20 protein-coding genes are annotated in these 24,607 nt (G+C 42.0%); 14 read left to right on the forward strand and 6 right to left on the reverse strand.

The window, feature by feature from the left end; translation table 11 throughout:
• Position 1: 1 nt before the first annotated feature.
• From glgB to N483_RS21275, 3 genes are read right to left on the reverse strand one after another with little or no spacing between them, the layout of a single operon-like run.
• Positions 2–2,239: a 1,4-alpha-glucan branching protein GlgB gene (glgB, locus tag N483_RS21265; protein ID WP_023397821.1), complete on the reverse strand. Its 2,238-nt coding sequence runs from the start codon at positions 2,237–2,239 to the stop codon at positions 2–4.
• Positions 2,236–4,227 (reverse strand): 4-alpha-glucanotransferase, encoded by a 1,992-nt coding sequence (gene malQ / locus N483_RS21270; RefSeq protein ID WP_023397822.1) that lies wholly within the window; start codon positions 4,225–4,227, stop codon positions 2,236–2,238. The genes glgB and malQ overlap by 4 nt, the downstream gene beginning before the upstream one ends.
• Positions 4,228–4,233: 6 nt before the next feature.
• The gene (locus tag N483_RS21275; RefSeq protein WP_023397823.1) at positions 4,234–4,536 is read right to left on the reverse strand and encodes an isoamylase early set domain-containing protein; all 303 of its coding nucleotides are present in this window, start codon (positions 4,534–4,536) and stop codon (positions 4,234–4,236) included.
• A gap of 456 nt (positions 4,537–4,992) precedes the next feature.
• Here N483_RS21275 and N483_RS21280 point away from each other — a divergent pair, with 456 nt between their 5' ends.
• Positions 4,993–6,906, forward strand: a complete 1,914-nt coding sequence (locus N483_RS21280) for a putative bifunctional diguanylate cyclase/phosphodiesterase (RefSeq protein ID WP_023397824.1) — start codon at positions 4,993–4,995, stop codon at positions 6,904–6,906.
• Between the two features lie 8 nt (positions 6,907–6,914).
• Here the strand turns inward: N483_RS21280 and N483_RS21285 are convergent, their stop codons facing one another.
• Positions 6,915–7,343, reverse strand: coding sequence for an Lrp/AsnC family transcriptional regulator (locus N483_RS21285; protein WP_036975209.1), 429 nt, complete (start codon positions 7,341–7,343; stop codon positions 6,915–6,917).
• Between the two features lie 152 nt (positions 7,344–7,495).
• Here N483_RS21285 and N483_RS21290 point away from each other — a divergent pair, with 152 nt between their 5' ends.
• The 6 genes from N483_RS21290 to N483_RS21315 all read left to right on the forward strand — a co-directional run bounded on the left by N483_RS21290 (position 7,496) and on the right by N483_RS21315 (position 13,723).
• Positions 7,496–8,701 (forward strand): aspartate aminotransferase family protein, encoded by a 1,206-nt coding sequence (locus N483_RS21290; protein ID WP_023397826.1) that lies wholly within the window; start codon positions 7,496–7,498, stop codon positions 8,699–8,701.
• Between the two features lie 36 nt (positions 8,702–8,737).
• Positions 8,738–9,763, forward strand: coding sequence for an arginine N-succinyltransferase (gene astA / locus N483_RS21295; protein ID WP_023397827.1), 1,026 nt, complete (start codon positions 8,738–8,740; stop codon positions 9,761–9,763).
• 70 nt (positions 9,764–9,833) lie between these two features.
• Positions 9,834–10,637, forward strand: a complete 804-nt coding sequence (locus N483_RS21300; protein ID WP_023397828.1) for a DUF1338 domain-containing protein — start codon at positions 9,834–9,836, stop codon at positions 10,635–10,637.
• Between the two features lie 172 nt (positions 10,638–10,809).
• Positions 10,810–11,574 carry a helix-turn-helix domain-containing protein gene (locus tag N483_RS21305; protein WP_023397829.1) on the forward strand — a complete coding sequence of 255 codons (765 nt, stop codon included), beginning with the start codon at positions 10,810–10,812 and terminating at the stop codon, positions 11,572–11,574.
• Between the two features lie 2 nt (positions 11,575–11,576).
• Positions 11,577–12,407: a polyphosphate kinase 2 family protein gene (locus N483_RS21310; RefSeq protein ID WP_023397830.1), complete on the forward strand. Its 831-nt coding sequence runs from the start codon at positions 11,577–11,579 to the stop codon at positions 12,405–12,407.
• 2 nt (positions 12,408–12,409) lie between these two features.
• Positions 12,410–13,723, forward strand: coding sequence for a DUF2252 family protein (locus N483_RS21315; RefSeq protein WP_023397831.1), 1,314 nt, complete (start codon positions 12,410–12,412; stop codon positions 13,721–13,723).
• On the opposite strand, the gene N483_RS21320 is transcribed toward N483_RS21315, so the two are convergent.
• A complete protein-coding gene (locus N483_RS21320) occupies positions 13,709–14,650 on the reverse strand; it encodes a ribonuclease Z (RefSeq protein ID WP_023397832.1) in 942 nt (313 codons plus the stop codon). The two genes, N483_RS21315 and N483_RS21320, sit on opposite strands and share 15 nt — an antisense overlap.
• A 78-nt stretch (positions 14,651–14,728) precedes the next feature.
• On the opposite strand from N483_RS21320, the gene N483_RS21325 reads away from it, so the two are divergent.
• The 7 genes from N483_RS21325 (at position 14,729) to N483_RS21355 (ending at position 22,944) form a co-directional block, all read left to right on the forward strand.
• Positions 14,729–15,262 (forward strand): isochorismatase family protein, encoded by a 534-nt coding sequence (locus tag N483_RS21325; RefSeq protein WP_023397833.1) that lies wholly within the window; start codon positions 14,729–14,731, stop codon positions 15,260–15,262.
• 49 nt (positions 15,263–15,311) lie between these two features.
• Positions 15,312–15,575, forward strand: a complete 264-nt coding sequence (locus N483_RS21330; protein ID WP_023397834.1) for a DUF3081 family protein — start codon at positions 15,312–15,314, stop codon at positions 15,573–15,575.
• Positions 15,568–15,876: a hypothetical protein gene (locus tag N483_RS21335; protein WP_023397835.1), complete on the forward strand. Its 309-nt coding sequence runs from the start codon at positions 15,568–15,570 to the stop codon at positions 15,874–15,876. Before N483_RS21330 ends, N483_RS21335 begins: the two co-directional genes overlap by 8 nt.
• 208 nt (positions 15,877–16,084) lie before the next feature.
• Positions 16,085–17,692, forward strand: coding sequence for an AbgT family transporter (locus N483_RS21340; RefSeq protein ID WP_023397836.1), 1,608 nt, complete (start codon positions 16,085–16,087; stop codon positions 17,690–17,692).
• Between the two features lie 318 nt (positions 17,693–18,010).
• Positions 18,011–18,646 carry a glutathione S-transferase family protein gene (locus N483_RS21345; RefSeq protein WP_023397837.1) on the forward strand — a complete coding sequence of 212 codons (636 nt, stop codon included), beginning with the start codon at positions 18,011–18,013 and terminating at the stop codon, positions 18,644–18,646.
• A gap of 214 nt (positions 18,647–18,860) precedes the next feature.
• The gene (gene zapE, locus N483_RS21350; protein WP_023397838.1) at positions 18,861–19,949 is read left to right on the forward strand and encodes a cell division protein ZapE; all 1,089 of its coding nucleotides are present in this window, start codon (positions 18,861–18,863) and stop codon (positions 19,947–19,949) included.
• A gap of 403 nt (positions 19,950–20,352) precedes the next feature.
• The gene (locus tag N483_RS21355; RefSeq protein ID WP_023397839.1) at positions 20,353–22,944 is read left to right on the forward strand and encodes a TonB-dependent receptor plug domain-containing protein; all 2,592 of its coding nucleotides are present in this window, start codon (positions 20,353–20,355) and stop codon (positions 22,942–22,944) included.
• 338 nt (positions 22,945–23,282) lie between these two features.
• Here the strand turns inward: N483_RS21355 and N483_RS21360 are convergent, their stop codons facing one another.
• Positions 23,283–24,581, reverse strand: a complete 1,299-nt coding sequence (locus N483_RS21360; protein ID WP_023397840.1) for a DEAD/DEAH box helicase — start codon at positions 24,579–24,581, stop codon at positions 23,283–23,285.
• Positions 24,582–24,607 lie beyond the last annotated feature (26 nt).

The following is a 24,607-nucleotide window of genomic DNA, read 5'->3' on the forward strand; positions in this document are numbered from 1 at the left end:
GTTATGCCGAAATATATTTCAAATACACAGAGCTCAGAGGAGGCACGGTGATTTCGATACTATGTTCAAGGCCGTGACTAGTGATCTCTTTACTTTGCACCAGCTGTTGTTTATGAGCGACGACCTTGACACCACTTCCATAAAATTGCTCATCATCTGAATTGAAGATAACTTGATAAACACCGCTTTTGGGTACACCTAAACGGAAATGATGAAACACTTCTGGTGTAAAATGACATACAACCACAACTAGCTCAGAATGTTGTTTACCGTACCTTACAAAACTCAATATGGATTGCTCATTATTATCACAGTCTATCCATCTAAAGCCCGCGGGAGAACCGTCAACCTCGAAAAGCGCAGGAGTAGAATGATAAACTTGATTCAACGATTTTACTGAGTTAAAAATGCCTTTGTGTGCTTCGCTTTGTAAAAGCGTCCAATCAAGCTGCCGATTATGATCCCACTCGTCTCTCGGCGCTAATTCACTCCCCATAAAGAGTAGTTTTTTGCCAGGGTGTGCAAACATAAAGCCATAATATGCACGAAGGTTTGCAAATTGCTGCCAATCATCTCCAGGCATTTTGCTCAATAAAGAGCCTTTTCCGTGCACTACTTCGTCATGGCTCAACGGCAGTATGTAATTTTCTGAAAATGCATAAGCCATTGAGAAAGTCATTTCGTGATGATGAAACTTTCGATGAATGGGATCACGTTGCATATAACCTAAGCTGTCATTCATCCAGCCCATGTTCCATTTATACCCAAACCCAAGTCCTCCATTGTCCACACTTTGAGTAACACCAGGCCACGCAGTTGACTCTTCTGCGACCATCATGGCATGTGCGTTATTTTTATAGCAGCTTGCATTACTTTGCTGTAAACAATCTATTGCCCCTAAATTCTCTCGACCACCATATTGATTTGCGATCCATTCACCATCATTGCGCGAATAATCCAAATACAACATGGATGCAACAGCATCTACTCTCAGTCCATCAAGCTGAAACTCAGAGATCCAATAATTAGCGTTCGAAAGCAGATAGCTTTTAACTTCTGGCCTATCATAGTTAAATACACAGGTATTCCAGTCTGGGTGAAAGCCTTGGCGTTTATCGGCGTGTTCATATAGATGCGTACCATCAAAGCGGTTAAGACCGTGGGGATCTGTTGGAAAGTGACCGGGCACCCAGTCCAATAATAACCCTATCTCCAGTCGCCTACAGGTTTCGCTGAAATGCAAAAAATCAGCCACAGAGCCAAAGCGACTAGAGGGAGCAAAAAGACCGACAGGTTGATAACCCCAAGAACCATCAAAAGGAAACTCACTAATTGGCATGAGCTGAATATGTGAAAAGCCCAACTCTTTGACGTAGGGCACTAAATCATCTGCGAGTTCTCGATAAGTTAAGTAACGTCCACCCTGTTCATCTCGCCTTTTCCACGACCCCAAATGCACTTCATATATTGAAATCGCCGCCTCGACATGATTGCGTAGCATCCGTGCAGCCGATTCATCACTTTCTATTGGATTAGTACAATATTTACTTTGCAAAATACTAGCGGTGCCTGGTGCTTGCTGCATTTTCTTTGCGTAGGGATCAGACTTTTCTAATATCTCCCCATTTACAGTCGTGATGGCATATTTATAGCATGTATCAGGTAATAGTCCTGGAACAAAGAGATCCCAAACTCCACTTGCTGGGTGAAATCTCATAAAATGCTGGCTTGGCTGCCAATAGTTAAACTCACCAATAACTGAGACACTTTTCGCATTTGGTGCCCAAACACTAAATTGAACACCTTGCACACCTTCATGATCAATGAACCTCGCACCAAAATGATCGTAACCATGCTCCAATGTCCCCTCATTAAACAAGTACATCGCTTTGTCATCTAATGCGCTGGAAAACCGATAGACATCGTCAAAGTAAAACTCGGTGTTTTCAAAAGTGACTTTTAATTTGTAATTTTTAACATCTAACTCCGCATCCAGCTGGATCGTAAATAGATCGCTATCCAAGTAACGCTCCATTTTCTTTGCGGTATTTTTAAAAATAACAGCGACAGAGTGGGCGCTGGGAATATAAACACGTAACACCGTATAGCGCTTTGGTCCAAATTTAACCGAATGTGGACCTAAAAAGCTGAAAGGATCTGAAAACGACCCCGCAGACAAAGCCCTTACCTGCTCGGTATAGTCCTCTATATTCTCTACATTTTTATTCACGGTGTTCATGATTGCTTCCTGATAGCATTAAGCTGCTGAATAAAGTTTTGATTAATAGTAAAAAGTTCAGACAACTCATGATTTAGTTTTCTGCGCCAGTTGGGATACTCTTTATGTGTGCCCGGAATATTTACTGGAAATTCTTGTAGGTCCAAATCGTCCAATTGTATTGCCAATAACCGACTTTCACTCTTGGCAAGTATAGACATAACGGCTTGATAGACGTCTTGGCTTGGAGAGTTAAGATCAATATTCGAAATTTGGTGTTGGGACACCCAATTGATCAGGCGTTCTTTTTCTGTGTCTCTGACGCACTTTAAGTGCTCATATTGAGGCGTATCAATGAGCTTGTAACTCAGCTTGATATCCAAATCTTTTCCATTCCACCAGCCATGAAACGGCGGCACATCATGATTAGCAACCATAATAAGCGCGTTTTTTCTCAGCTGCTCACTGGGCTTAAAGTCACCATTGTCTGTTTTTTCAAAATAGAAAAGTGTATTGCCAAATATTGCCGAGTCTTCTAACGCATGCGTCACTTCTGGAGGCACAACCCCTAGATCTTCACCAATCACAATGGCGCTATGCAAATGTGATTCAATTTTTAGCACAGCCAACAAATAATCAAATGGGTAATAAACATAGCAACCTAAATCCTGCCCTTCTTTGGTGAAGCACCACCATAGACGCCTTAGAGACATCACGTGATCGATACGCAACGCTCCAACCTGACTCAAATTTGACCTCACCAATGATTTAAAATACCTAAATTTATCTTGTTTGACCTTAACAGGGTTGAGCGCTGGCATACCCCAATTTTGGCCTTGCTCCGCCCAAGGGTCTGGCGGCGCGCCAATATTGGCATTTTGGCTAAAACTAGACTGGTAACTGGTGTATTCAAGCCCGCTTTCAGTGCACCCCACAGCTAAGTCATTGACTAAACCTATTTCCATTCCTTTATTAATACACAACGCTTGGCAGCTCGCTATTTGTTCGAACGCCAGCCACTGTAAAAACCAGTCGAATTGGCTTAGTTCAATCTCACCAAGCGTCGCTTTTTTGTCGGCGATGAAGTCTTGCAAGTGAGATTCTTGATAAGGTTTTTGTCGCCAACATTCATATAGCTGCCTGAACAGTTTATATTTCACATGCGACGTTTTTGTGTAATCAATAAATGTTTCTGACACCGATATACCTGACTGTAAATCAGCTTCCGATGTAAATAGTCGTACACACTCGCTTCCAACCCATTGCTCAAGGTCATCAAGCGCGATATACAAAGGATTGATTAAACAGCGGTGTGAAGGGCTGTAAGGACTCGCCTCCTCAGGGTGCTCACAAAAAAGCAAATGCAACGGATTTAGAAGAACAAAATCGCCTCCCTGTTGCGCAAATAACTCAATCAAGTGCTTTAAATCGGTAAAGTCACCAATCCCATAATTGCGATCACTTTTGAGCGTATAGAGTTGCAGTGAGATACCCAGTGGTTTTTTATCCGTATTTTCAACATAGGGGTTAAAGCATCTTTTCGGTACCGACCACACCTCTGAAGACACCTGTCCAAACGCGCCCTCTAAACTGAGGTTAAAATAGCCAATGGGCATTGTACCGAGGTCTATCTCTATCGCGATATACCGATTATCGTCATGAATGTAGTCACCTACTTCGGGATACTCATTGAGTCGTATAGTTGTATCAATACCTAACTCGGGAACCTTAATACTCATCCCAGTGTGTTTATGAGACTCATGAACTTTGATCACAAACTTTCCGTGTTCGCTAGTAGCTAACGTCACCTCTTCAACGACCCTAGTCCATGGCGCAATATCCAATTCGAAATTGATCTGCTCGACCTCGTCAAGGTTTTGCGGGTCAACACCGCAGCACTCAATGGCCGCTTGTCTTGTTATTTCATCAAAAACTACATAAGAACCATCATATTTGACGAAATCAAAACCAACTCCGTGGAGGTAATATAACTGTTGTAAACCATTCATTGGCATCTATGCCAATTTTTGTGTATCAACGATGCTGTTTTCACTGCCAAAACCATTGGCAGCATATCCATCAGCACTGTTATCGTTGTCCCATAAATTTCCATCTATCAAATATCTGAAGTGATATTTTCGATCAGTTGGTAGTCTGTGTTTAAGTTTAAAGCGCTTTTCTTTCTTATTGAATCTCATACTAATGGGTTGCCAATCGTTAAATTCGGCAACTAGTTCAACTTTTTTCGCTTCAGGGTGAGAGAATTCAAATGTGATTTCGGCTTCGTTTTTCGTTTTAAAAAAACGTTTTGTTAACATTTTTGGCTCCAAAAACCTAACTTGGTTGGTGTTCCTTGCCACAAAACTATGTCGTATAATATATCGCTACACGTACACATTTTGTGAGAATAGTTTAGTACATAAAATAATCTTGTACGCCTCACAGCAGTGCAATACAGCAAACTTTTGCACCAGAAAAATACATTTTTGGACAGAAAGCCCGTTTCTTTTTATTGCCCAATAGGACTGAGCAAATATTAGGCCAATGACTTAAAAAAGTAGATAAGAATCATTATCGTGTAAAGTGAAATATATTGATAATTGATCTTACTCAGTGAAAGTTAACTTATTGTCCCTAAAATAAATTGAAATAATTTTGATAATTGCACTTGTAAACAAAAGTGTGTAAAAGGTTGTCATCCCTGACGTCAATTTGATGTATACTACAGGGACATGAAGGATCCGTTTTTCGGTTAATTGTGGATTGTCTAAGTCATGCAGAATGTATTTAAAAATTTAGCTTATGCAGTAGTGGGTTTTGTAGTAATGGGAATTGCTGCAAATCTGACTTTTGCTAAACACGTCCTGAATGCACAATCTGGATTGTTATCCCTACAAACGCAAATCACTGACGCCAATAAAACTGAAGCAACCGCGCCTTGGTATCAGTTCATCTACTATGACCAAGAGTTTGTCAATTTAGAAAGCCAAACATTCGTTGTTATTGCAAAACAAAAGGCTGATTACACAATAGTACCCAGCTCTCGCGTGTTTAAATTAGTGTGGTCCTCCCCGACTTTACTTATGATTTTGGTACTTGCCATTCTGCTGGTTATTGCCCAAGCAAAGGGCAACCGCAGAGAAAAAGTACAACATGAAGCGCTCAAAGCCATCAACAATGACCTAAATGCATTATTAAAAGGCTTAGACATTAAACATAAAGAACTCCATTCCGGTGGGCCAGTTGCACAAATTTGCTATGCCGTTCAATCGCTGAGTGACAACCTTCAGCGAATTAAAATTCAATCTGACAGCCACGTTTATCAAGATAAATTAACCAAGCTCATCGACAGGCATGCCTACATTGAGCATATCAGTGAGCAACTAACAGTCGCTGACCAAAATAAATCTAAATGCGGCTTGTTGTTTATCGATTTAGATGGCTTTAAACAGGTTAATGACTCTTTTGGACACAGTTTCGGCGATGAAATTTTAATTCAAGTTTCGGGGCGTTTAGAGCAAGTTGTCAGGCAGTTTAAGCTCAATGATGCGCACCCTGTTCATGGACTCGACCAGAATTTATCTCGATTAGGCGGTGACGAATTTTCTATTTTTATCCCTAATTTAAGAGACACCAGCTTTTGCACCGAAGTTGCTCAGATGATACTGAGTGAGGTTGAGCGCGATTTTGTGCTTGGTAACAAGCTTGTCAAAATAAGTGCCAGTATCGGTATCGCAGTGTTTCCTGATAGTGCTTCAACCCCTAACGCACTTTTGCAAATGTCTGACGTCGCTATGTATCGTGCAAAAACAGATGGACGAGGCATTTTCCGCGTGTACTCTCCTGAAATGGGCAATAAGATCAGACGCTATCATTACCTGCTAGAAGAGTTAAGGCTTGCTATCGCCTCTCAAAATTTTCAATTGTCATTCCAACCGATTGTGCACGTTGAAGATTGTTCAATAGACTACTTTGAAGCGTTAACAAGGTGGCATCACCCTATTGAGGGAGTTATTCCCCCCTCAGAATTTATCCCCATCGCTGAAGAGTCTAATTTAATCTTAGAGCTTGGTGACTGGATCCTTCTAGAATCCTGTCGACAAATGTCTGCGTGGCACAACGCCGGTATGAAAAAGGTCAAAATATCCGTTAACGTATCGGGGATCCAATTAAAGCATCGACCAGTTTACGATTGGATTTTGGAAGCGCTAGAAAAGTCAGGGTTGCCAGCTACATCGCTCATGATTGAAATCACAGAGTCAACGCTTATCACTGCCAGTGATGAGATTATTGCTCAATTAGAGCGCTGTAGAAGTGCAGGAATTACCATTGCAATTGACGATTTTGGCACAGGCTTTAGTTCCTTAAGTACATTAGCTGATTTACCAATTGACGTTATTAAAATAGATAAACTATTTATTTCACAAGCAAAAGATAACCCAAAATACTTCAAGATACTCAACTCAATCAGCGAACTCGGTGCACAGCTAGGGCTAAAAATCGTCGCTGAGGGTGTGGAACAGCTCGACCAATTTGAGCTAGTAAAAAATATGGGAATTTGCTGTGTGCAAGGTTATCTAGTCAGCCGCCCAGAAACATCACGTAACGTCGGTGACAAAGTACTCAAAGGCAATGTCAATCATATTGCCTCAACCGGCACCAGTGTTTGGCTACCAAAAGCAAACTAGGTTTAGCACTAACGTTGAAACTTGGTTTCCAAAATTACAGCTGAATTAGTTCTCTCAACGCCATCTAAATTGCCTATCTCATCGAGCAGCTGACTAAGCTGCTCTAAGCTTTGCGCCTCCACGATTGCTATCATGTCATACTCGCCACTGATTGCATATAAAGCTGCGATATTTGCAAGTTGCTTCAGTGCGTTATTAGTTTTCGCAGTCAATTTTTGCTTTACTTTAATAGAGACATGAGCGGAAACAAGGTTCCCCAAATAATCCTGACCAAAGTCCACTTTGTAACCTTGAATAACACCGCTTTGTTCCAGCTTTTGTAGTCTTGATTGTACTGTAGTTCGTGACATGTCTAGCATTCTTGCTAGCTCAGAAATACTTGCCCGCGCATTACTACGTAGTACAGAAATCAGTCTCTCATCTTGTTTACTTATCATTTTGCTAAAAACCCATGTCATTTTGACGAACATTTTACTCATTTTAAATAAAATTACACTGCAAATTGTCATCACATCACGCAATAATGTCAGAATAAAAATAGGCACAGTTAAATGTGCACTTGAAGTTGAAGTTATAAGAGGACGAAGTCATGCAAGTGAATCGCGAATTATTTGATGAAGTAATGGTACCTAACTACAATCCATCAGCAGTTATACCAGTTAAAGGTAAGGGTGCTAGAGTTTGGGACCAAAACGGTGATGAATACATCGACTTCGCTGGCGGTATCGCAGTAAATTGCTTGGGCCACAGCCACCCTGCCCTAGTTAGTGCATTAAAAGAGCAAGGTGAAAAGATCTGGCATCTGTCAAATGTGATGACGAATGAACCTGCACTGCGTTTAGCGAAAAAGCTGACTGACGCAACGTTTGCTGACAAGGTTTACTTTGCAAACTCAGGCGCAGAAGCAAATGAAGCAGCTTTGAAATTAGCGCGTCGTTTTGCACTAGATAACTACAACGAAGAGAAAACACAAATTATTGCCTTCAACAAAGGCTTCCATGGTCGTACATTCTTCACTGTGACAGTAGGTGGACAAGCGGCCTATTCTGATGGCTTTGGTCCTAAGCCACAAGATATTACACATATTGACTATAACGACTTAGAAGCTTTCGCAAAGGTTATTTCTGATAAAACCTGTGCAGTTATGATGGAGCCTCTTCAAGGTGAAGGCGGAATTATCTCTCCAACTGCTGAATTTGTTCAAGGCGTAAGAGAGCTATGTGATAAACACAATGCGCTACTAATTTTTGATGAAGTTCAAACAGGTGTGGGTCGTACCGGTGATTTATACGCATACCAAGGTTTAAATGTAACACCTGATATCCTGACGACAGCAAAAGCGCTAGGTGGCGGCTTCCCAATTGGTGCAATGATCACGACAACAGAAATTGCCAAACATTTGAAAATTGGTACTCACGGCTCTACATACGGTGGTAACCCGCTGGCTTGTGCTGTTGCAGAAGCTGCTTTTGATACGGTAAATACACCAGAAGTATTAGAGGGCGTAAAAGAAAGAGAGCAAATGTTCCGCGACGGATTGAATGCCATCAACGAAAAATACAATGTATTCAGTGAAATCCGCGGTAAAGGCTTATTGCTAGGCGGCGTGTTAAAAGGTGATTACGAAGGCAAAGCACGCGACTTTTTAGTGGCAAGTGCAAAGCACGGTCTAATGACACTCGTTGCTGGTACAAACGTGGTGAGATTTACACCTTCACTTGTGATCACAGAAGAAGAAATCAAAGCGGGACTAGCACGCTTTGAACTTGCTGTGGCAGACGTGGTAAACGCTTAACCGTTAGGGCGACACGTCGCCCTCAAAGATATTTTTATGCAAGTACTTAGACCAATCAGCAGCAACGACTTTGCTGCTTTAAAAACCATCGCTGTGGAGTCTGGACACGGGTTTACCTCGTTGCCCGTTGATGACGAGCTGTTAGCGAGTAAAATCCAGCGCTCTCAAGAAAGCTTCGATAAAACACTCAGTGCCCCGTCTGATGAGGGTTACCTTTTTGTTCTTGAAGACCTTGAAACAGGTGAAATAAGTGGCACTACGGCGATTGAAGCGGCTGTAGGAATGCAAATACCTTTGTACCATTACCACCAAGGTAAAACAGTCCACCATTCAAGCACACTGAAGGTATACAATACCGTTGATATTTTATCAATGTGTAATGACTATACTGGCAGTTCAGAGATATGCACTCTGTTTTTGCGGGAGCAGTTCAGAAGAGGACTCGCCGGTCGTTTCTTGTCTCGGATCCGCTTTCTATTTATGGCAGAGCATACTGAGCGATTCAGCGACCGAGTCATAGCTGAAATGCGTGGTGTAAGTGATGAACATGGTCACAGCCCTTTTTGGCAGTGGCTACAAGAACACTTTTTCAGTATTGAATTTCCTCAAGCTGATCACTTAGTCGGCTTAGGAGACAAAGTGTTCATTTCAGAATTAATGCCTAAATACCCAATTTACGCTAATCTGCTCAGCCCTGAAGCGCAAGCTGTTATTGGCCATGTACACGAAAAAACCAAGCCCGCGCTACGCTTGCTTGAAAAAGAAGGTTTTGAACACAGAGGCTATGTCGACTTATTCGATGCAGGCCCCACTGTAGAAGCGCGACTGGAAAATATTCGTACAGTGCGCGAGACCCAAAATGGCACTCTGACTATATCTGAGCAAGTTACTGAGGGCGAAAACACTTGGGCACTGTCAAACGGCCGCTTAGAAACATTTAGAGCCACTTTTACTACGTCAGTAGTATGGAATGAACAATCAAAAACATTCACTGTTGACCCAAAAACTGCACAAGCACTGCAGTTAAAAGAGGGTGATAAAGTCAGTGGGTTTGTTTTATAACAATTAATTACGTCGTGCTTTGTCGTAACATTAACACGCGGCCAAGCCGCTATATTAAGGAATTGCCATTATGCACAACAATGTAGATAGCTTATTCGAACAATTATGGAGCAACTATTTAGAAGTGACTCCATCAGCTGTAAAAGTACACGAGCTATTGGGTTCAACGCAGCAAGATGACGTCATCAATGACCATATCGCGCTACGTACATTCAATCATGAAAAAATTGGTCTCGAAAAACTAGCTGCACATTTTAAAGCAGTTGGGTATAAAGAATGTGGCGAATACCACTTCGAAGCGAAAAAGCTGTATGCAAAGCACTATGAGCACAGCGATCCAAGTAAGCCGAAGGTATTTATCTCTGAGTTATTGCTTGAAAAATGTTCTGAAGAATTGCAAACAATCGTTGCAAAAATGATTGATGGAATTGATGAAAGTGCAGTCACTGCTGAAAACTTTTTATATTCAGGCACACACTGGCAAGTAAGCCATGAAACATACAAGAAGCTACTTGAAGAAAGTGAATACGCCGCTTGGATGTCTGCTTGGGGATATCGCGCAAACCACTTTACAGTAAGTATCAATTACCTTGCTAACTTTGAAACGATTGAAGCTGTAAACCAAGCATTGAAAGATGCTGGATTCCCTCTTAACACTTCAGGCGGAGAAATCAAAGGTTCTCCAGAAGTATTATTGGAGCAATCATCTACACTTGCAGATCACCACCCAGTTGAGTTTTCTGACGGCAAGTTTGAAATTCCTAGTTGCTTCTATGAGTTTGCGCTTCGTTACAACAAGCCAGATGGTGAGTTGTATACGGGATTCGTCGCGGCTTCAGCAGATAAAATCTTCGAAAGTACTAACGCAAGATAATCCTAATTGCGTTGATACCAAAAGAAGTAAAACTAACTTAAACACCCAAAGCAGCTCTTCGCTGCTTTTTTCTTGCCCAAAGTCTAGAATGAAGATAAATTGAACATCAAAGCTAAAATAAAATTTGAAGAATAAACAGGCATCAGCTGCGCCCACAAGGAGTGAGGTAAACGTGTACACAATTATCCCCCCACCACTCTCACAGGCTCCCTACGTTCTTAATCTTTGGCATACCTATTCACAAAACTTGGCCACTCAAACGCTTCATAGTGACGGGTGTATTTCTATTTTGTTTGTCATCTCTGGTAACTCAACTATTGATAATACAAGGCTGAGCAACTCGGCCTACCTGGTTGGGCCGCACACAAAATCTCTCCGGTGGCATTTTTCATCACAACGCCAGTATCTTCTCGGAGTAAGGTTAACCCCTTTGGGCGCAAAAAACTTCACAAAAACCCCTTTAAAAGAGCTAAAAAATCAATGTATTGAGCTTCAAGACGCAGTGCCAATATGTAAACATGTGATCGACGCTTTAATGAGTCAAAACCATCCTATCAATGAAAAAATTAAGATCTTATTACAGTGGTTAGAGGCACAATTCCAATCTGGCATGCATTGCCTTCCCGATGCATTTTTAAAAGTGAACAAACACATCAATATGTCACCAAGATCAATAAAATTCTCTGAGCTTTATGACACCCTAAACATAAGCAGCCGACGTGTTGAAAGAGCTTTTTGCCAAACAATGGGGATCAGCGCCAAAGAGCTGGCAACGCTGGTAGAGGTATCGCGGGCAAGAGACCTGATAAAGGCACACCCATCGACCCCGTTGACTGATATTGCACATCAACTTGACTATGCTGACCAGTCACATTTTATTCGGCAGTTTAAAAAAGTTATGAATATAACTCCCAAACAATACAGAAAGAGGACCTGAATTTGAAACCAAGTACTATTAACAACGTACAAATCAGCCCACCTCCTTCTTTGAAAGGTATCCATGAATACCCCGCCATTGGCGATAAAAAAGCGTATAAACAGGCACTAAAGTACTGGCAGACACAGCTCCTCCACATTCAACAAGCATACTATCATCAGGGGCATAGAGCCGTCATTGTACTAGAGGGTTGGGACGCAGCTGGCAAAGGGGGGGCGATCCGCAGGATCACAGAAAAATTAGACCCCAGAGGCTATCAAGTTTACCCTATCGCCGCACCAACTGAAGATGAGCAAGGAAGACATTATCTCTACCGCTTTTTTAATAAACTGCCGAGTCCCGGGACATTGGCCATTTTTGACCGCTCCTATTACGGCAGAGTATTAGTTGAACGTATAGAAGGTTTCGCTACAAGTGCACAATGGCAACGTGCATATCGTGAAATTAACGAATTTGAGCAACTTTTGCACGACGATAATATTAAAGTCATAAAACTGTTTTTACATATAAGTGGTGATGAACAACTTAAAAGATTTTCTGAGCGACTCAACAATCCATTCAAACAATGGAAACTGACCGAGGAAGATATCAGAAATAGACAAAAACGATGTGAGTATAAAACAGCAATTGAAGAAATGTTTAACAAAACGCATACCCTATGCGCGCCTTGGTCACTTGTTCTTGGTGACCATAAATGGTTCGCACGGATAGAAGTGTTAAAACAACTCACTGCTGCACTGACAGCCAATGTGCACGTTGAGCCACCCACGCTCGATCCAAAAATTGTGCAGCTCGCTGAGCAACAACTCGGAATAAAACAACAGAGGACATAACAATGAATCGTGAACAACAGCTCGTAGCCTATTTCGAGCACCATGACGGTACTGCACCATCCATTGACCTGAACAAGCATGAAAAAATGTCCGCCAGTGCTTTTCATTTTTTCCGAGGATCAGCCCCACTAATGTATCGCGATATTTTTGACGGTATGGTGGATTTTCCCAAATCAGCTTACGACATTCCCGTTACCAGTATTATGGGAGATTGCCACACAAGTAACTTTGGCTTTCTCAGCGAAGAAGGCTCCCACGGAGAGACACTCGTATTCACACCGAATGATTTTGACGATGCCTGTATCGGCCATGTTGTTTGGGATCTGTTTCGCTTCTTGGTAAGCCTAAACTTGGCACAACAGGCTGGTTTCGCGACAAAGGAATTGGCCGTTTCGCTCAATGAAAAACAAAAACCCGCGGTTTCTTCACAAGAGGTGCCGCAAGCCCAGCTTGCCTTTTTACAGCACTATATTGCCACATGTGAAGCATCGCTACGAAGCGAAAACAATAGCCAAAGTGCACTGACCGAGTTTGATAAAGACCATATCCTGCACAAACGCTGGCAAAAAGGACTGCAACGCCTTGTCGGCGGCTCTGCTTTCAATGTAAAAAGCAGTTTGGCAAAAGATGTTGATTTAACCTCAATACCTTTGCAATTTAAACCCGATCCCATGAAGTTTGAAGCAATTCACGCTGATATCAAAGCCAACCTGATCGCGCAGTTTAGACCCTATGTAGATGACGACATCATCGACTGTGTAGAAAGGTTAGATGCGGGAACAGGCAGCAACCATTTAAAACGTTATTATTTATTGGTAGGACCAAGTTCGCAGCAAGCACCTGAGTTCTATCAACCCGAGCTCTATCATATTGTCGAAGTCAAACAACAAGCCTTAGCTGCGCCTTTACACTACTTCAAAGATTTAAGCCCCGTCAATCGCCTAAATCACGCTCATTTGACGGTCAATTGCCAACGAAAAATGCAGCGTCGACCAGACTTAATTATCGATGATGCTCTTTGGCAAGGACTGCATTGGTTAGTCAGATCTCGTCATCACGCCCGCGTTGGCATTGATCCTGAGCATATTACTCTTGGAAAGCGCGCTGCCCACAAAAATGGCTTTGCGCAATATGCGCAAAGCTGCGCACAAGTGCTGGCCTATGCACATATGAGGGGCGATAGGCGCTCAACAAGCTTTCAGCAAAGTTGTGTAAATGTACTCCCAGATCTGATTGAGGCGCTAGTAGAGCAAGCCAACCTGTATGCCAACCAAGTTAATCATGACTGGGCTTTATTCAAATCACTCAGACAGTAACTGTTTGGGGATATCTAGTATTAGCCCATCATCTGCTAGGACCAGCACGCCTTTGTAATAGGAGTGCGCTTCATTTTCCAGGTTTTCAAGTAAACCAGGGCCGTGGTAGCGCACACTAAAATGAGTCAAAACAAGTAAAGGGACTTGTGCCTGCTCTGCAAACTCAGCTATCCGTTTCGCGTCGCTATGGCCGGTATGATGGCCCACTTTTTTTAAGTCTTTGTGTGTGAACGTTGCTTCATGGACAATCGCATCAACACCTTCAACATAAGGTTTCAGCAAGCTTGGTTTTTCATTATCTCCACATACAATTACTTTTCTAGGCAGCCAACTTGGAAATGCATAGCGCTGCGACTGTAACACCCTCCCCTGATACTCAACATCTAACCCTTTTTGCAGTTGATTAAAGTGCTTACCAGTTGCGACTCCGTCCTGTTGCAGCAAATTGATCCTGAGCTTTTTCGGGATCTGTGTTTCCGTCACTTTAAATCCATAACTCGGCACTCGATGCTTTAACTCCATCACCTCAAGTTCACAGTAGCTGAACTTGAGCACCGAACAGGCTTCTTCTATCGCAATGGTTTTAAAGTCAAACGGTAAGGCCAAATCAGTTAAAGAAAACGTCGCGTGCAAAAACTCAATGACTTTCTTCGGTGCAACCAAATAAACCGTGTCTGTTCTGCCTGACATTGCCATAGACGCGAGCAAGCCAGGCAACCCATAGCAGTGATCTCCATGCACGTGACTAATACAAATGACGCCCAGATGATAAAGGGTAAGCTTTGATCTCAATATTTGATGTTGTGTGCCTTCTCCGCAATCAACTAGCAGCCACTGTTTTGACTTCTCAAATTTGACTGCTGTGGCAGAAACATTGCGATACGTAGTCGGACTGCCTGAAGACGTCCCCAAAAACTCCAATTGCATAACCAGCTAAAATCCATAATGATAAATACTACAACACCTAGTTTAAGTGATGTTAGACAATAGCTAAAGGAATAAACCATGTCCAAACAGCCCGCTTTTCAAATTCTTGTCGTTGATATACAAGAGAGTTTTCAGCCCCATATAGCGAACTATCAACATATTGTAGAAACGGCGCACAAGTTGCTTAGCGCCGCTGAACTGTTGGCAATTCCAGCTGTTGTATTTGAACAATACCCGAAAGGACTTGGCCATACAGATAGCTCATTACTGCAATTCAATTTGGACCGATATGAAAAAACGACATTTAGCGCCGTAAGGGGCTCTGAACCTAACCCAACCATCAATATGGACCCAAATGTGACTAAGGTTGTTATCGGACTTGAGTCACATGTTTGTGTATACCAAACAGTATGTGATTTATTGACGCTAGCCCAACCGGTTATTGTTATCGCCGATGCAGTAGGCTCTAGAAATACACAGCACAAACAGTGGGCGATTGAGCAACTTAGATATCAAGGTGCCGTCATTATGAGCTTAGAAACCTTACTGTTTGATATATTGAAAGATGCAAAACACCCTCAGTTTAAGGCCGTTTCGAAACTGATCCGTTAACCTGTTCTGCGAGTAGTATTAAGCAATAGACCCTATAAGTTGGTGCAATATGAAAAACGAACTAAGTAGTAATCTTGTCTTAAAGGTATATGAGTATATCCAACAACATGGAGAAGATTATGAACAGGGAAAACAGTGTGAGGGGCTCACAGCTTTCTCAGATCCCGATGGTTATACTATCTATCTTCAAGGCAGCGGCGTACTCTTACGTTTTGGTTTTCACAATACCTATCAGTTCGACTATGATAAGGAGTCGCAAAAGGCCGATTTTATGAAAAAGTTACATTACATAGCGGCGATGCTTGATGACTAGAAATAAAAACCGAGTAAGTAGCCAATCATCACAAGAGTACATAGCGCAAGTCGTCACCTCTCTTCAACAGGATCCCGCGCTACTTGAAATCGTTAAAGCCAATTGCGACTACTATCAACAGCAACAGTTTTTAAAAAAAGGATTGAAACGTGCGATAGAGCACCTTGAGTGGGTGCTTGCTGCTGATGACGATATTACGCGTATTTGCCAACAAATTATGGCAGATGACCATATTGGCACAAAATTTAGGCAATATCCTTTGCTATTCAAAGGCGTAATTCTCGCAAGCAAAAACAAATAAATCATTCAGCACAGTCATGCCAACATGAATAGTTCGATATTTATGCAACCAAAACCAAGTACTTACTAACTATATAAACATACATTGTCCTTCATCAGTAATACTTGTAATTTTATCTCATTTTCACCTTGAGTTAACTTTTATAAATGACCACTGAATGAAAAAGTGATATGGTATGCCGCATTTTTTGGAACCGAGAAAACTTGCTATGTCGAATGCAGTAGAGACTAAAGCGAATAAAAGCTCTCAATCGCCAGAACAACAAAGCGGCCTATTTAATCGCTTTTTGGCAACGGTTGAGTTTTTAGGGAATATGCTTCCCCACCCGATCACTCTTTTTGCCATGCTATGTATTGTAATCGTAGTATTCAGTGGTATCGCTGATTGGATGGGTTTGAGCGCAATTGACCCTCGTCCAGAGGGAGCTAAAGGGCGTGACGCTGATGGTGTCATTGAAGTCGTAAGCTTATTGAGCGCTGAAGGCTTACAAAGAATCATGACCGGCCTTGTCACCAACTTCACTGGATTCGCACCACTTGGTACGGTACTTGTTGCCCTATTAGGTGTAAGTGTTGCTGAGCACTCGGGTATGCTTTCCGCTGCTATGCGCGGAATGGTCATGGGCGCGTCAAAACGACTAGTGACATTTATGGTTGTGTTTGCAGCTATTTTGTCAAATACAGCTTCAGAGCTGGGCTATGTTGTACTGATACCACTTGCGGCAATGATCTTCCACAGCCTAGGTAGACACCCGTTAGCAGGTTTAGCAGCCGCGTTTGCTGGGGTATCTGGCGGATACAGCGCCAATCTATTACTCGGGACAATAGACCCTCTTCTTGCAGGTATCACAACACCTGCTGCGCAAATGATCGATCCAACCTACCACGTTGGCCCTGAAGCAAACTGGTACTTCATGATGATTTCTGTTTTCTTGATTGCCATTGTAGGCACGCTTGTTACAGAAAAAATTGTTGAACCTAGGCTTGGTAAATACAACCCAGATGAAGCGAGTATTGACCTATCTGAGAACAACATTGAGCACCTAACTGCACTTGAGAAAAAAGGCTTAAAATGGGCGGGCGTGTCACTGCTTGTAGTTTGCAGTATTTTAGCCTTAACCATTGTTCCTGAAGACGGTATTCTTCGTCACCCTGAGACTGGTGCTGTTGCAGGCTCTCCATTCCTAAAAGGCATTGTTGTTCTTATTTTCGTTACTTTTGCTATCCCAGGTTTTGTATACGGCCGCGTTGTTGGTACGATGAAATCAGACCGCGATGTGATTGATGCCATGAGTAAAAGCATGAGCTCTATGGGTATGTATATTGTACTTGTATTTTTCGCTGCACAATTTGTTGCCTTCTTCAAGTGGACCAACCTTGGTACTATTTTGGCGATAAATGGTGCCGCTTTATTGCAAGCGCTAAATTTGACAGGTCCAGAAGTTTTCATTCTGTTCATTATGATGTGTGCAATGGTCAACCTATGTCTAGGTTCTTCTTCTGCACAGTGGGCTGTAACCGCACCTATATTTGTGCCGATGCTTATGCTTGTTGGCTATGCACCGGAAACAATCCAAGCAGCATACCGTATCGGTGACTCAGTAACTAACCTGATCACACCTATGATGAGTTACTTTGGCCTTATTTTAGCTGTTGCAACTAAATACAAAAAAGATATGGGTATCGGCACCTTAGTCGCAACTATGTTACCTTACAGCATGTTCTTCTTTGTCGGCTGGGTTGCTCTGTTTTATATATGGGTATTTGGTTTTGGTCTTCCTGTAGGGCCGAACTCTCCGATTTATTACACGCCTTAAAGCAGTAATTGAGAGCATTTTTGCAAGCCAAAAATGCTCTCGTCTCAAAATTAATTCAAACCTACCTCATTAATTACTTTTTTCATTATTTCTTTAAAAAACTTTTAAATTGGTGCAGTGCATTTCCTAATTAAGGTAAAATCATTAACGGCAGAGAAATCCAAGGTTAATCCTGTTAACTTACTTTAGACAATTTAAATTTTTGAATAAAAATACGTCATGCTATTTGTTATTATTCAAATGCTGTCCTAAAGTCCTAAAGGAATAACCGTAAAAGGAGCTTTCTCACCAATAAAAAACTTGATGATAAGGCCAGTTATGTACACTTTGTTTTATTACCCTCGTAATGCCAGTCTCGCTCCACATTTTGTTTTAGAAGCACTAAAAGTTCCATATCAATTAGAAATTGTCGACCGTAAGAAAAATGCACAAAAATCAGCGCAATATTTAAGTCTAAACCCGACCGGAAGGATCCCAACGCTTGTCGATGACGAATTTGTGTTGTTTGAAAGTGGCGCTATTTGTCTATACCTTGCAGAAAAGCACCCTGAAGGACAATTAATCCCATCGGACCCGATACAAAAAGGAGTTTTTTATCAATGGCTAATGTACTTCACTACGACGATACAGTCGGAATTAATGATTTACTTTTATCCTGAGCGTCATACCCAAAGCGCACTCATGTATGACGACATCATTAAAACTCAACAAACTCGCTTAGCTGATATGTTTGCTATTGTAAACCGTCATTTATCGGGAAAAAGCTATGTCGTCAACGAGCAATTTACAATATGTGACTGCTACTTGTTTATGCTGTGTATATGGGCGGATGAATTAAACACGCCACCATTACAATTTGAACATTTAGCAAAATACCTGCGCGGAATGGCAAAACACCCTGTTATAAAAAAGGTCTGCGAAGCCGAGCAAACAGACTTGAGCCCATACAAATAAGATTTTAATTTTAAAACTCAAGCAAATTAAGTTTGGGCGATACAATACTAGAGTCAATTTTACATAATATATGTTTATTTTTAATTGGCTTTAATTATCCGTACGTGCCAAAGCCATAGATTTATTCTTAAATCTATGGCTTTGGCAGCAACACGCTTTATCTCTTTCCTTACAACCCGTATTATATTCACTCTCTTTATCTACCGATCCCTTTATGCATCACCTTTTAGAACAATATAATCAGCTTGTTAAGAACAACCAATTATCCTATGACCCCAAGCAACAAGACGCCATTGACGAGCTAGATAGATTGTCGGAGCAAATTCGAATAAGTGGCAAAACTAAAGGGATCTATTTATTCGGCCCTGTTGGCCGTGGCAAGTCAATGTTGATGGATATGTTTTATGGATCCCTATCCATAGATAAAAAGCAAAGGCTGCATTTTCATCATTTCATGCATAAAATCCACCAGCAGCTGGCTGATATTCAAGGAAAGAAAGATCCATTAAAGGTAATTGCAAAGCAGTGGGCAAAGCATACAAAGGTGTTATGTTTTGACGAGTTCTTCGTAAAAGACATTGGTGATGCGATGATATTAGCGGGTCTTTTAGATGCGTTTTTTAAAGCGGGTATTATTTTTGTTACAACATCGAATTCCCACCCTACCGATCTATACAAAAATGGGTTACAGAGAAATCGTTTCGAGCCAACCATAGAACTCTTGCTAACTCATTGTCATGTAGTGAGTGTATCTGGAGAACACGATCACAGATTTAACAATGGTTTTTCTGCCCAGTTTTACTTTGAAAATGACACTGCAGGCTTTCAATCTCTGTTTAACACTATAGGCGGATCTTACAAATCCACAAACATAGACATATTAAATAGGCCAGTCAGTATTTTGGGACATGCACACAATGCGTTGCTAATTGATTTTATGTCTCTATGTACCTCGCCCAGAGCAACTTCAGATTACATCGAACTCGCCACTGACTATGACGCAATTTTTGTACAGAACATTCCTAAAATGGGTTCATCCCCTGCTCTTCAAAGCGTTACTCAAGGCATTGAAGAGGGCTACATAAGAGCAAAACCCCTACTTGAATCTCGTAACCTTGATGACGAGGCTAGACGCTTTATCGCACTCGTAGATGAATTTTATGACCGAAAAAAGCTGGTTGTTATTTCATCAAGCTTTTCATTACAAACCCTTTATGCAGGAGAGCTACTCGCTTTCGAATTTGAACGCACTCGAAGTCGACTAGCCGAAATGCAGTCATGGCGATTGCCGACAATCATTTAACCTTGTTGTTAAATTCAAGGTGTTGGCTCAGAAAAAGCGTCACTTGTCGTACTTTCTCTATCCACTTTTTGATAGCGATATAATTATTAGTCCACATTGATGCAACGAATGCTGGTTCTTTACAAAATTAGTATTTGGCTAAACACTTCTAAGGTCCCCACCAACAAATTAGCACTATACCACTAATCCATAATACAGGAACCACCCTTTTAACCTAAATAAGATGCAACTTTTATCTGTATTATCAAATTCCGTAGATAAAATATGGACAAACTATTGTATACAATATATGTTATACATGAATTATCGATGACACACCGTCTCAAATAGAGGTGAAAACTCGCCTGAAGTGTCTATTGCTAATTGAAAAAACAACAATAAATCAGCATCAATAAGGAAAACTATGGACCTCTCTAAGTTCAAACTAAATCAGTTTAAAAAATCATTCATTGCATTAAGTGTTAGCTCTGTATTACCACTGGTCCCTTCTGCTGCAATCGCAGCGGATGAGTCAGCCGATGAGATTGAACGCGTTCAAATTACAGGTTCGCGTATCCAGCGTACCGATTTGGAAAGTGCGCTTCCTGTTACCGTTATCTCTTCTGTCGACATAGCAAAAACCGGTTTAAATGATATTGCAGGTGTTTTACGTCAAAGCGTCTTCAACAGTGCAGGTAGCAATATCAATACAGGTAACTCAACAGATGCAAACCATTCTGGTTCTGGGCTACGTGGCCTCGGTGCCAACAGAACATTAACCCTGATCAACGGCCGCCAAGTAGCACCGTCGTCTGCTTTGTACGGAAGTAGTACAAACTTAAATATGATCCCAATTGAAGCGGTAGAGCGAATTGAGATCTTACGAGATGGGGCGTCAGCAATATATGGCTCCAACGCAATAGCTGGGGTTGTAAATATCATCTTGAAAAAAGATTACGATGGCTTAGGGTTTAAACTGCATGGTGCTGATACTTCGCGTGGTGGTGGTAGCGAAAACGGTTTTTCAATGAGTTTTGGTCAAGTAACCGATAAGTCTTCAGTCACTCTTATATATGAACACCAATATCAAGAAGGTTTAAAAGGTGGTGAACGTGACCATATTGACGGAAAAGTAAACCCAAGAAGAATGTCAACCACAACCCCATGGGGTAACTGGCGTACCCATGAGGCTGATGGAGAGTTTGGACCATGGAATCCAGGGAAGGAATGCCCACAAGAAAATATTCGAGATGAAGGCGAAGATGGCAAGCGCTGTACTTTCGACTTTTACGAAGGCAAACTATACTATCCAGAGCGTAAAAAAGACTCTATTTTTACCCACTTTACGTACAATATCTCGGAAGAGTTGGAATGGTACGCGCAATCTCTAATCTTACGTGATGTTACAGACACGGCGGCGAGTTCAATTTGGATGACTGCCGACATGGCAGCAGACAACCCTAACAACCCAACTTTTGGTACTGGGAACGCAAAAGATGTTCAAGTTACGCACCGCATGGTTGGTGATGCAGATCGTGCCGTACAATTTGATACGACATTAATCGACTTTAATACTGGTTTTGAATGGGTAACTGATGCTGGCGCATTGGCCATAAACATTGGGCTGAGCCGTGAAAAATTCCACCAAGTAACAAAGCATTACGCTTTCAAAGATCGATTCCAAGACGCGGTACATGACGGTGAATACAACCCGTTAGTTCCCGGTGGCAATGCAACACGCCAAACACTAGATAATATTCGTCATACGGCTTATCGCAGCGGTGAAACAACGTCAAACGGCATATCAATAAGCTGGGCGGGCTTGTCAGGCATGGAATTGGCCGGTGGTGAAATTGGCTACGCTATTGGTGCCGAGTACAGAAAAACCGAGTTGGCAGATGAAATGGATGCGCAATCTAACGCAGGCCTCGAAAATGGAAATGTTGTCAGTTCATTTGGTGGTGACGTAATTGGTGAGCGAGATTATAAAGCTGCATATGTAGAAGTCGAATTGCCTGTACTTGATGAACTCGTTGTTAAAGTCGCAAGCCGTTATGATGAATACAGCTTACCTGATGCGGGCGAGTTATCAAGCAGCATCAACGTTCGTTATGAAGCGTCTGATGATCTTGTATTGCGTGGTGGTTTCAGCCAAGGCTTCCGAGTGGCGGGTTTGAACCGTCTGGTCGGAGACGCCGCGACTGGGTATTATAACTTAACGGACTGCCCTGACTCGACTTGCGATACACAAAACATCCCAGCGACAGCAATCGGTACTCCAAACCTAAAACCAGAGACTTCAGAGCAGTTTTCTGTCGGTGCGGTCTGGAATCTTGCTCAGTATACCGCAGTCACTGTTGACTATTGGAATATTGAAATCACAGATCAGATTTCTAGAATTGAGCCACAAGATGTAATCGATTTAAGCCATGCTAATGCGCTTGATGGTTACAACCCAGAGCAGATATATGTGAATCGAGACGCTGATGGGAAACTTACCTCCGTTGGTTATGGTTATATCAACATGGTTGGTGCAGAAACTTCGGGTATTGATATTGCGTTCAATACACGTTTCGACTTTGAAGATATGGGTGAGATCAGATACACCTTAGATGGTAGTTATACCTTTAACTACGACAGCCGAGCTAACCCAAATCAACCAGAGTACGATCGTGTCGGCTATGTCAGCAGAGCACAATACCGTGTCAACTCTCAAGTTACATATATTCTTGACGAGTTTAGTGCAAATATTGCCGTAAGATATCTTGATCGTTTCAAAGGCGTGACCAACGAAGACGAAGTAGCAGGCCGAGAGTATGACGATTACGCTTCGGCGACAGAAGTGGACCTTGGTTTTAACTATCAAACCGACAGCTACGGTAGCTTTACAATTGGTGCGCGTAATATCTTCGACAGAGTACCTGAAGTAAGACTTGAAAGGTTTGTCGGATTTAACACCACCAACCACAACATATATGGTAGAACGCTCTTTGCTGATTACACAATTCAGTTTTAAGTAGTACTACCTGCCAATTCTCCCAACAAGCAGCCACATGTTTTTAGTTGGCTGCTTTTTAGATCTGTTTTATAAGCAAACCAATTTTTGTGCCCTCTGTGCATCTCTTTCACTAAGCCAAATCTTCCAAATTAAGAGGCGTATTTTGTAAAATTGGCTTGATGCAACTGTCCTGCGCAGATAAGCTAGATAGGGAAAATAATGACGTATGCGCCAGTTTAATATTTGGTATTCGGGAAGGTGGGGCTTAGATCTACTTTTGGGCGGTAAGCTTAGCGTCATCTAAAAACAAAAGCGAGCTAACTAGCTCGCTTTAATATATATCAAACAGTTAGAAGCTATTTGTCCAACTTAAGTTTGACGCCTTTTAAGCGACTTCTAACAGAGCTAATTTTGCTGCGGTTTTTTACTCGCGCTTCTCCACTCGCTTGGTTACTAGGTCTATTTGTTCGAGCTTTGCGTCTTTGATGACTTGGTTTTTTGCTCAGGTTATCAATCAAGTTATCTCGACTTGCAACTTCATAACCCGGTAAATAGTAACGTTTAATCTTTTGACCAATTAACGCTTCAATGTGCAGTAAAAACTGCTCTTCTTCTCGGCTTACAAACGAAATTGCCTGACCACTATTGCCTGCGCGACCTGTACGGCCAATCCTGTGAACATAATCTTCTGGTAAGTAAGGCAGGTCATAATTCACCACTCGAGGAAGCCCTTCGATATCAATACCACGTGCAGCAACTTCGGTAGCAACCAGCACACGTACTTTGCCTTCCTTAAATTCTCGAAGTGCACGGCGCCTTGCACCTTGCTTTTTATCTCCATGACAAACTGTCGCCGCGATACCATCAAGCTCAAGCTCTTCTACAATAGTATCTGCGTCATCTTTCATGTTTACAAACACAAGGACTTGCTGCCAGTTTTTCTTGCCTATTAACTCTGATAACAGCTCTTTTTTGCGCTGTTGTTCAACCGGATAAACAACGTGACGGACCGTTTCTGCTGTAGTATTTTCAGGTGCTGTTTGAACAAGTTTAGGCTCTTTTAAAACCTTTTTAGCAAATTGTTTTACTGCCGATGGGAAAGTTGCAGAAAACAGCAACAACTGTTTATCTTCCTTCGCCAAAGATATCACACGCTGCATCTCATCAATAAAGCCCATATCTAGCATGCGGTCGGCTTCATCTAGCACCAAATGCTCTATATTCGCTAAATCAACACTCCCCAATCTGACCAGATCAAGTAATCTCCCTGGCGTTGCGGCAATAATATCAGCGCCTTGAGATAATCGTTGCGATTGCCCTTCAACATTAACACCGCCAAACACAGCGACAGTACGCAGCTCTGTGTGCTTTGTAAATGACTCACAATTATTGGCAATTTGCTCAGCAAGCTCTCGGGTAGGTGCTAGAAATAATGCACGAGGTGATTTAGATGGCGTCCCTTTTAAAAGGTTATGGATAACAGGCAAGGCAAACGCTGCGGTTTTTCCTGTACCAGTTTGTGCCGTTGCCAGCACATCATGACCTTTTCTGATCACAGGGATGGCCGCCTGTTGGATCGGGGTGAGTTCTTCAAAGCCAATCTCATCTAAGGCTTTTAACAACGGCTCTGGAAAACTAAAAGATTTAAAATTCATAACGACAAACCTGCGACCAATACTGA

It is taken from the genome of Pseudoalteromonas luteoviolacea NCIMB 1944, assembly GCF_001625565.1.
Lineage (GTDB): Bacteria > Pseudomonadota > Gammaproteobacteria > Enterobacterales > Alteromonadaceae > Pseudoalteromonas > Pseudoalteromonas luteoviolacea_F.

What these genes read in the sequence shown, in the direction of transcription:
- zapE (WP_023397838.1), top strand. Translation starts at nt 18,861, where the DNA reads ATGCATCACCTTTTAGAACAATATAATCAGCTTGTTAAGAACAACCAA.
- N483_RS21275 (WP_023397823.1), bottom strand. Translation starts at nt 4,536, where the DNA reads ATGTTAACAAAACGTTTTTTTAAAACGAAAAACGAAGCCGAAATCACA.
- N483_RS21300 (WP_023397828.1), top strand. Translation starts at nt 9,834, where the DNA reads ATGCACAACAATGTAGATAGCTTATTCGAACAATTATGGAGCAACTAT.
- N483_RS21325 (WP_023397833.1), top strand. Translation starts at nt 14,729, where the DNA reads ATGTCCAAACAGCCCGCTTTTCAAATTCTTGTCGTTGATATACAAGAG.
- N483_RS21280 (WP_023397824.1), top strand. Translation starts at nt 4,993, where the DNA reads ATGCAGAATGTATTTAAAAATTTAGCTTATGCAGTAGTGGGTTTTGTA.
- astA (WP_023397827.1), top strand. Translation starts at nt 8,738, where the DNA reads ATGCAAGTACTTAGACCAATCAGCAGCAACGACTTTGCTGCTTTAAAA.
- N483_RS21335 (WP_023397835.1), top strand. Translation starts at nt 15,568, where the DNA reads ATGACTAGAAATAAAAACCGAGTAAGTAGCCAATCATCACAAGAGTAC.
- N483_RS21340 (WP_023397836.1), top strand. Translation starts at nt 16,085, where the DNA reads ATGTCGAATGCAGTAGAGACTAAAGCGAATAAAAGCTCTCAATCGCCA.
- N483_RS21320 (WP_023397832.1), bottom strand. Translation starts at nt 14,650, where the DNA reads ATGCAATTGGAGTTTTTGGGGACGTCTTCAGGCAGTCCGACTACGTAT.
- N483_RS21355 (WP_023397839.1), top strand. Translation starts at nt 20,353, where the DNA reads ATGGACCTCTCTAAGTTCAAACTAAATCAGTTTAAAAAATCATTCATT.
- N483_RS21290 (WP_023397826.1), top strand. Translation starts at nt 7,496, where the DNA reads ATGCAAGTGAATCGCGAATTATTTGATGAAGTAATGGTACCTAACTAC.
- N483_RS21345 (WP_023397837.1), top strand. Translation starts at nt 18,011, where the DNA reads ATGTACACTTTGTTTTATTACCCTCGTAATGCCAGTCTCGCTCCACAT.
- N483_RS21360 (WP_023397840.1), bottom strand. Translation starts at nt 24,581, where the DNA reads ATGAATTTTAAATCTTTTAGTTTTCCAGAGCCGTTGTTAAAAGCCTTA.
- glgB (WP_023397821.1), bottom strand. Translation starts at nt 2,239, where the DNA reads ATGAACACCGTGAATAAAAATGTAGAGAATATAGAGGACTATACCGAG.
- N483_RS21315 (WP_023397831.1), top strand. Translation starts at nt 12,410, where the DNA reads ATGAATCGTGAACAACAGCTCGTAGCCTATTTCGAGCACCATGACGGT.
- malQ (WP_023397822.1), bottom strand. Translation starts at nt 4,227, where the DNA reads ATGAATGGTTTACAACAGTTATATTACCTCCACGGAGTTGGTTTTGAT.
- N483_RS21285 (WP_036975209.1), bottom strand. Translation starts at nt 7,343, where the DNA reads ATGATAAGTAAACAAGATGAGAGACTGATTTCTGTACTACGTAGTAAT.
- N483_RS21330 (WP_023397834.1), top strand. Translation starts at nt 15,312, where the DNA reads ATGAAAAACGAACTAAGTAGTAATCTTGTCTTAAAGGTATATGAGTAT.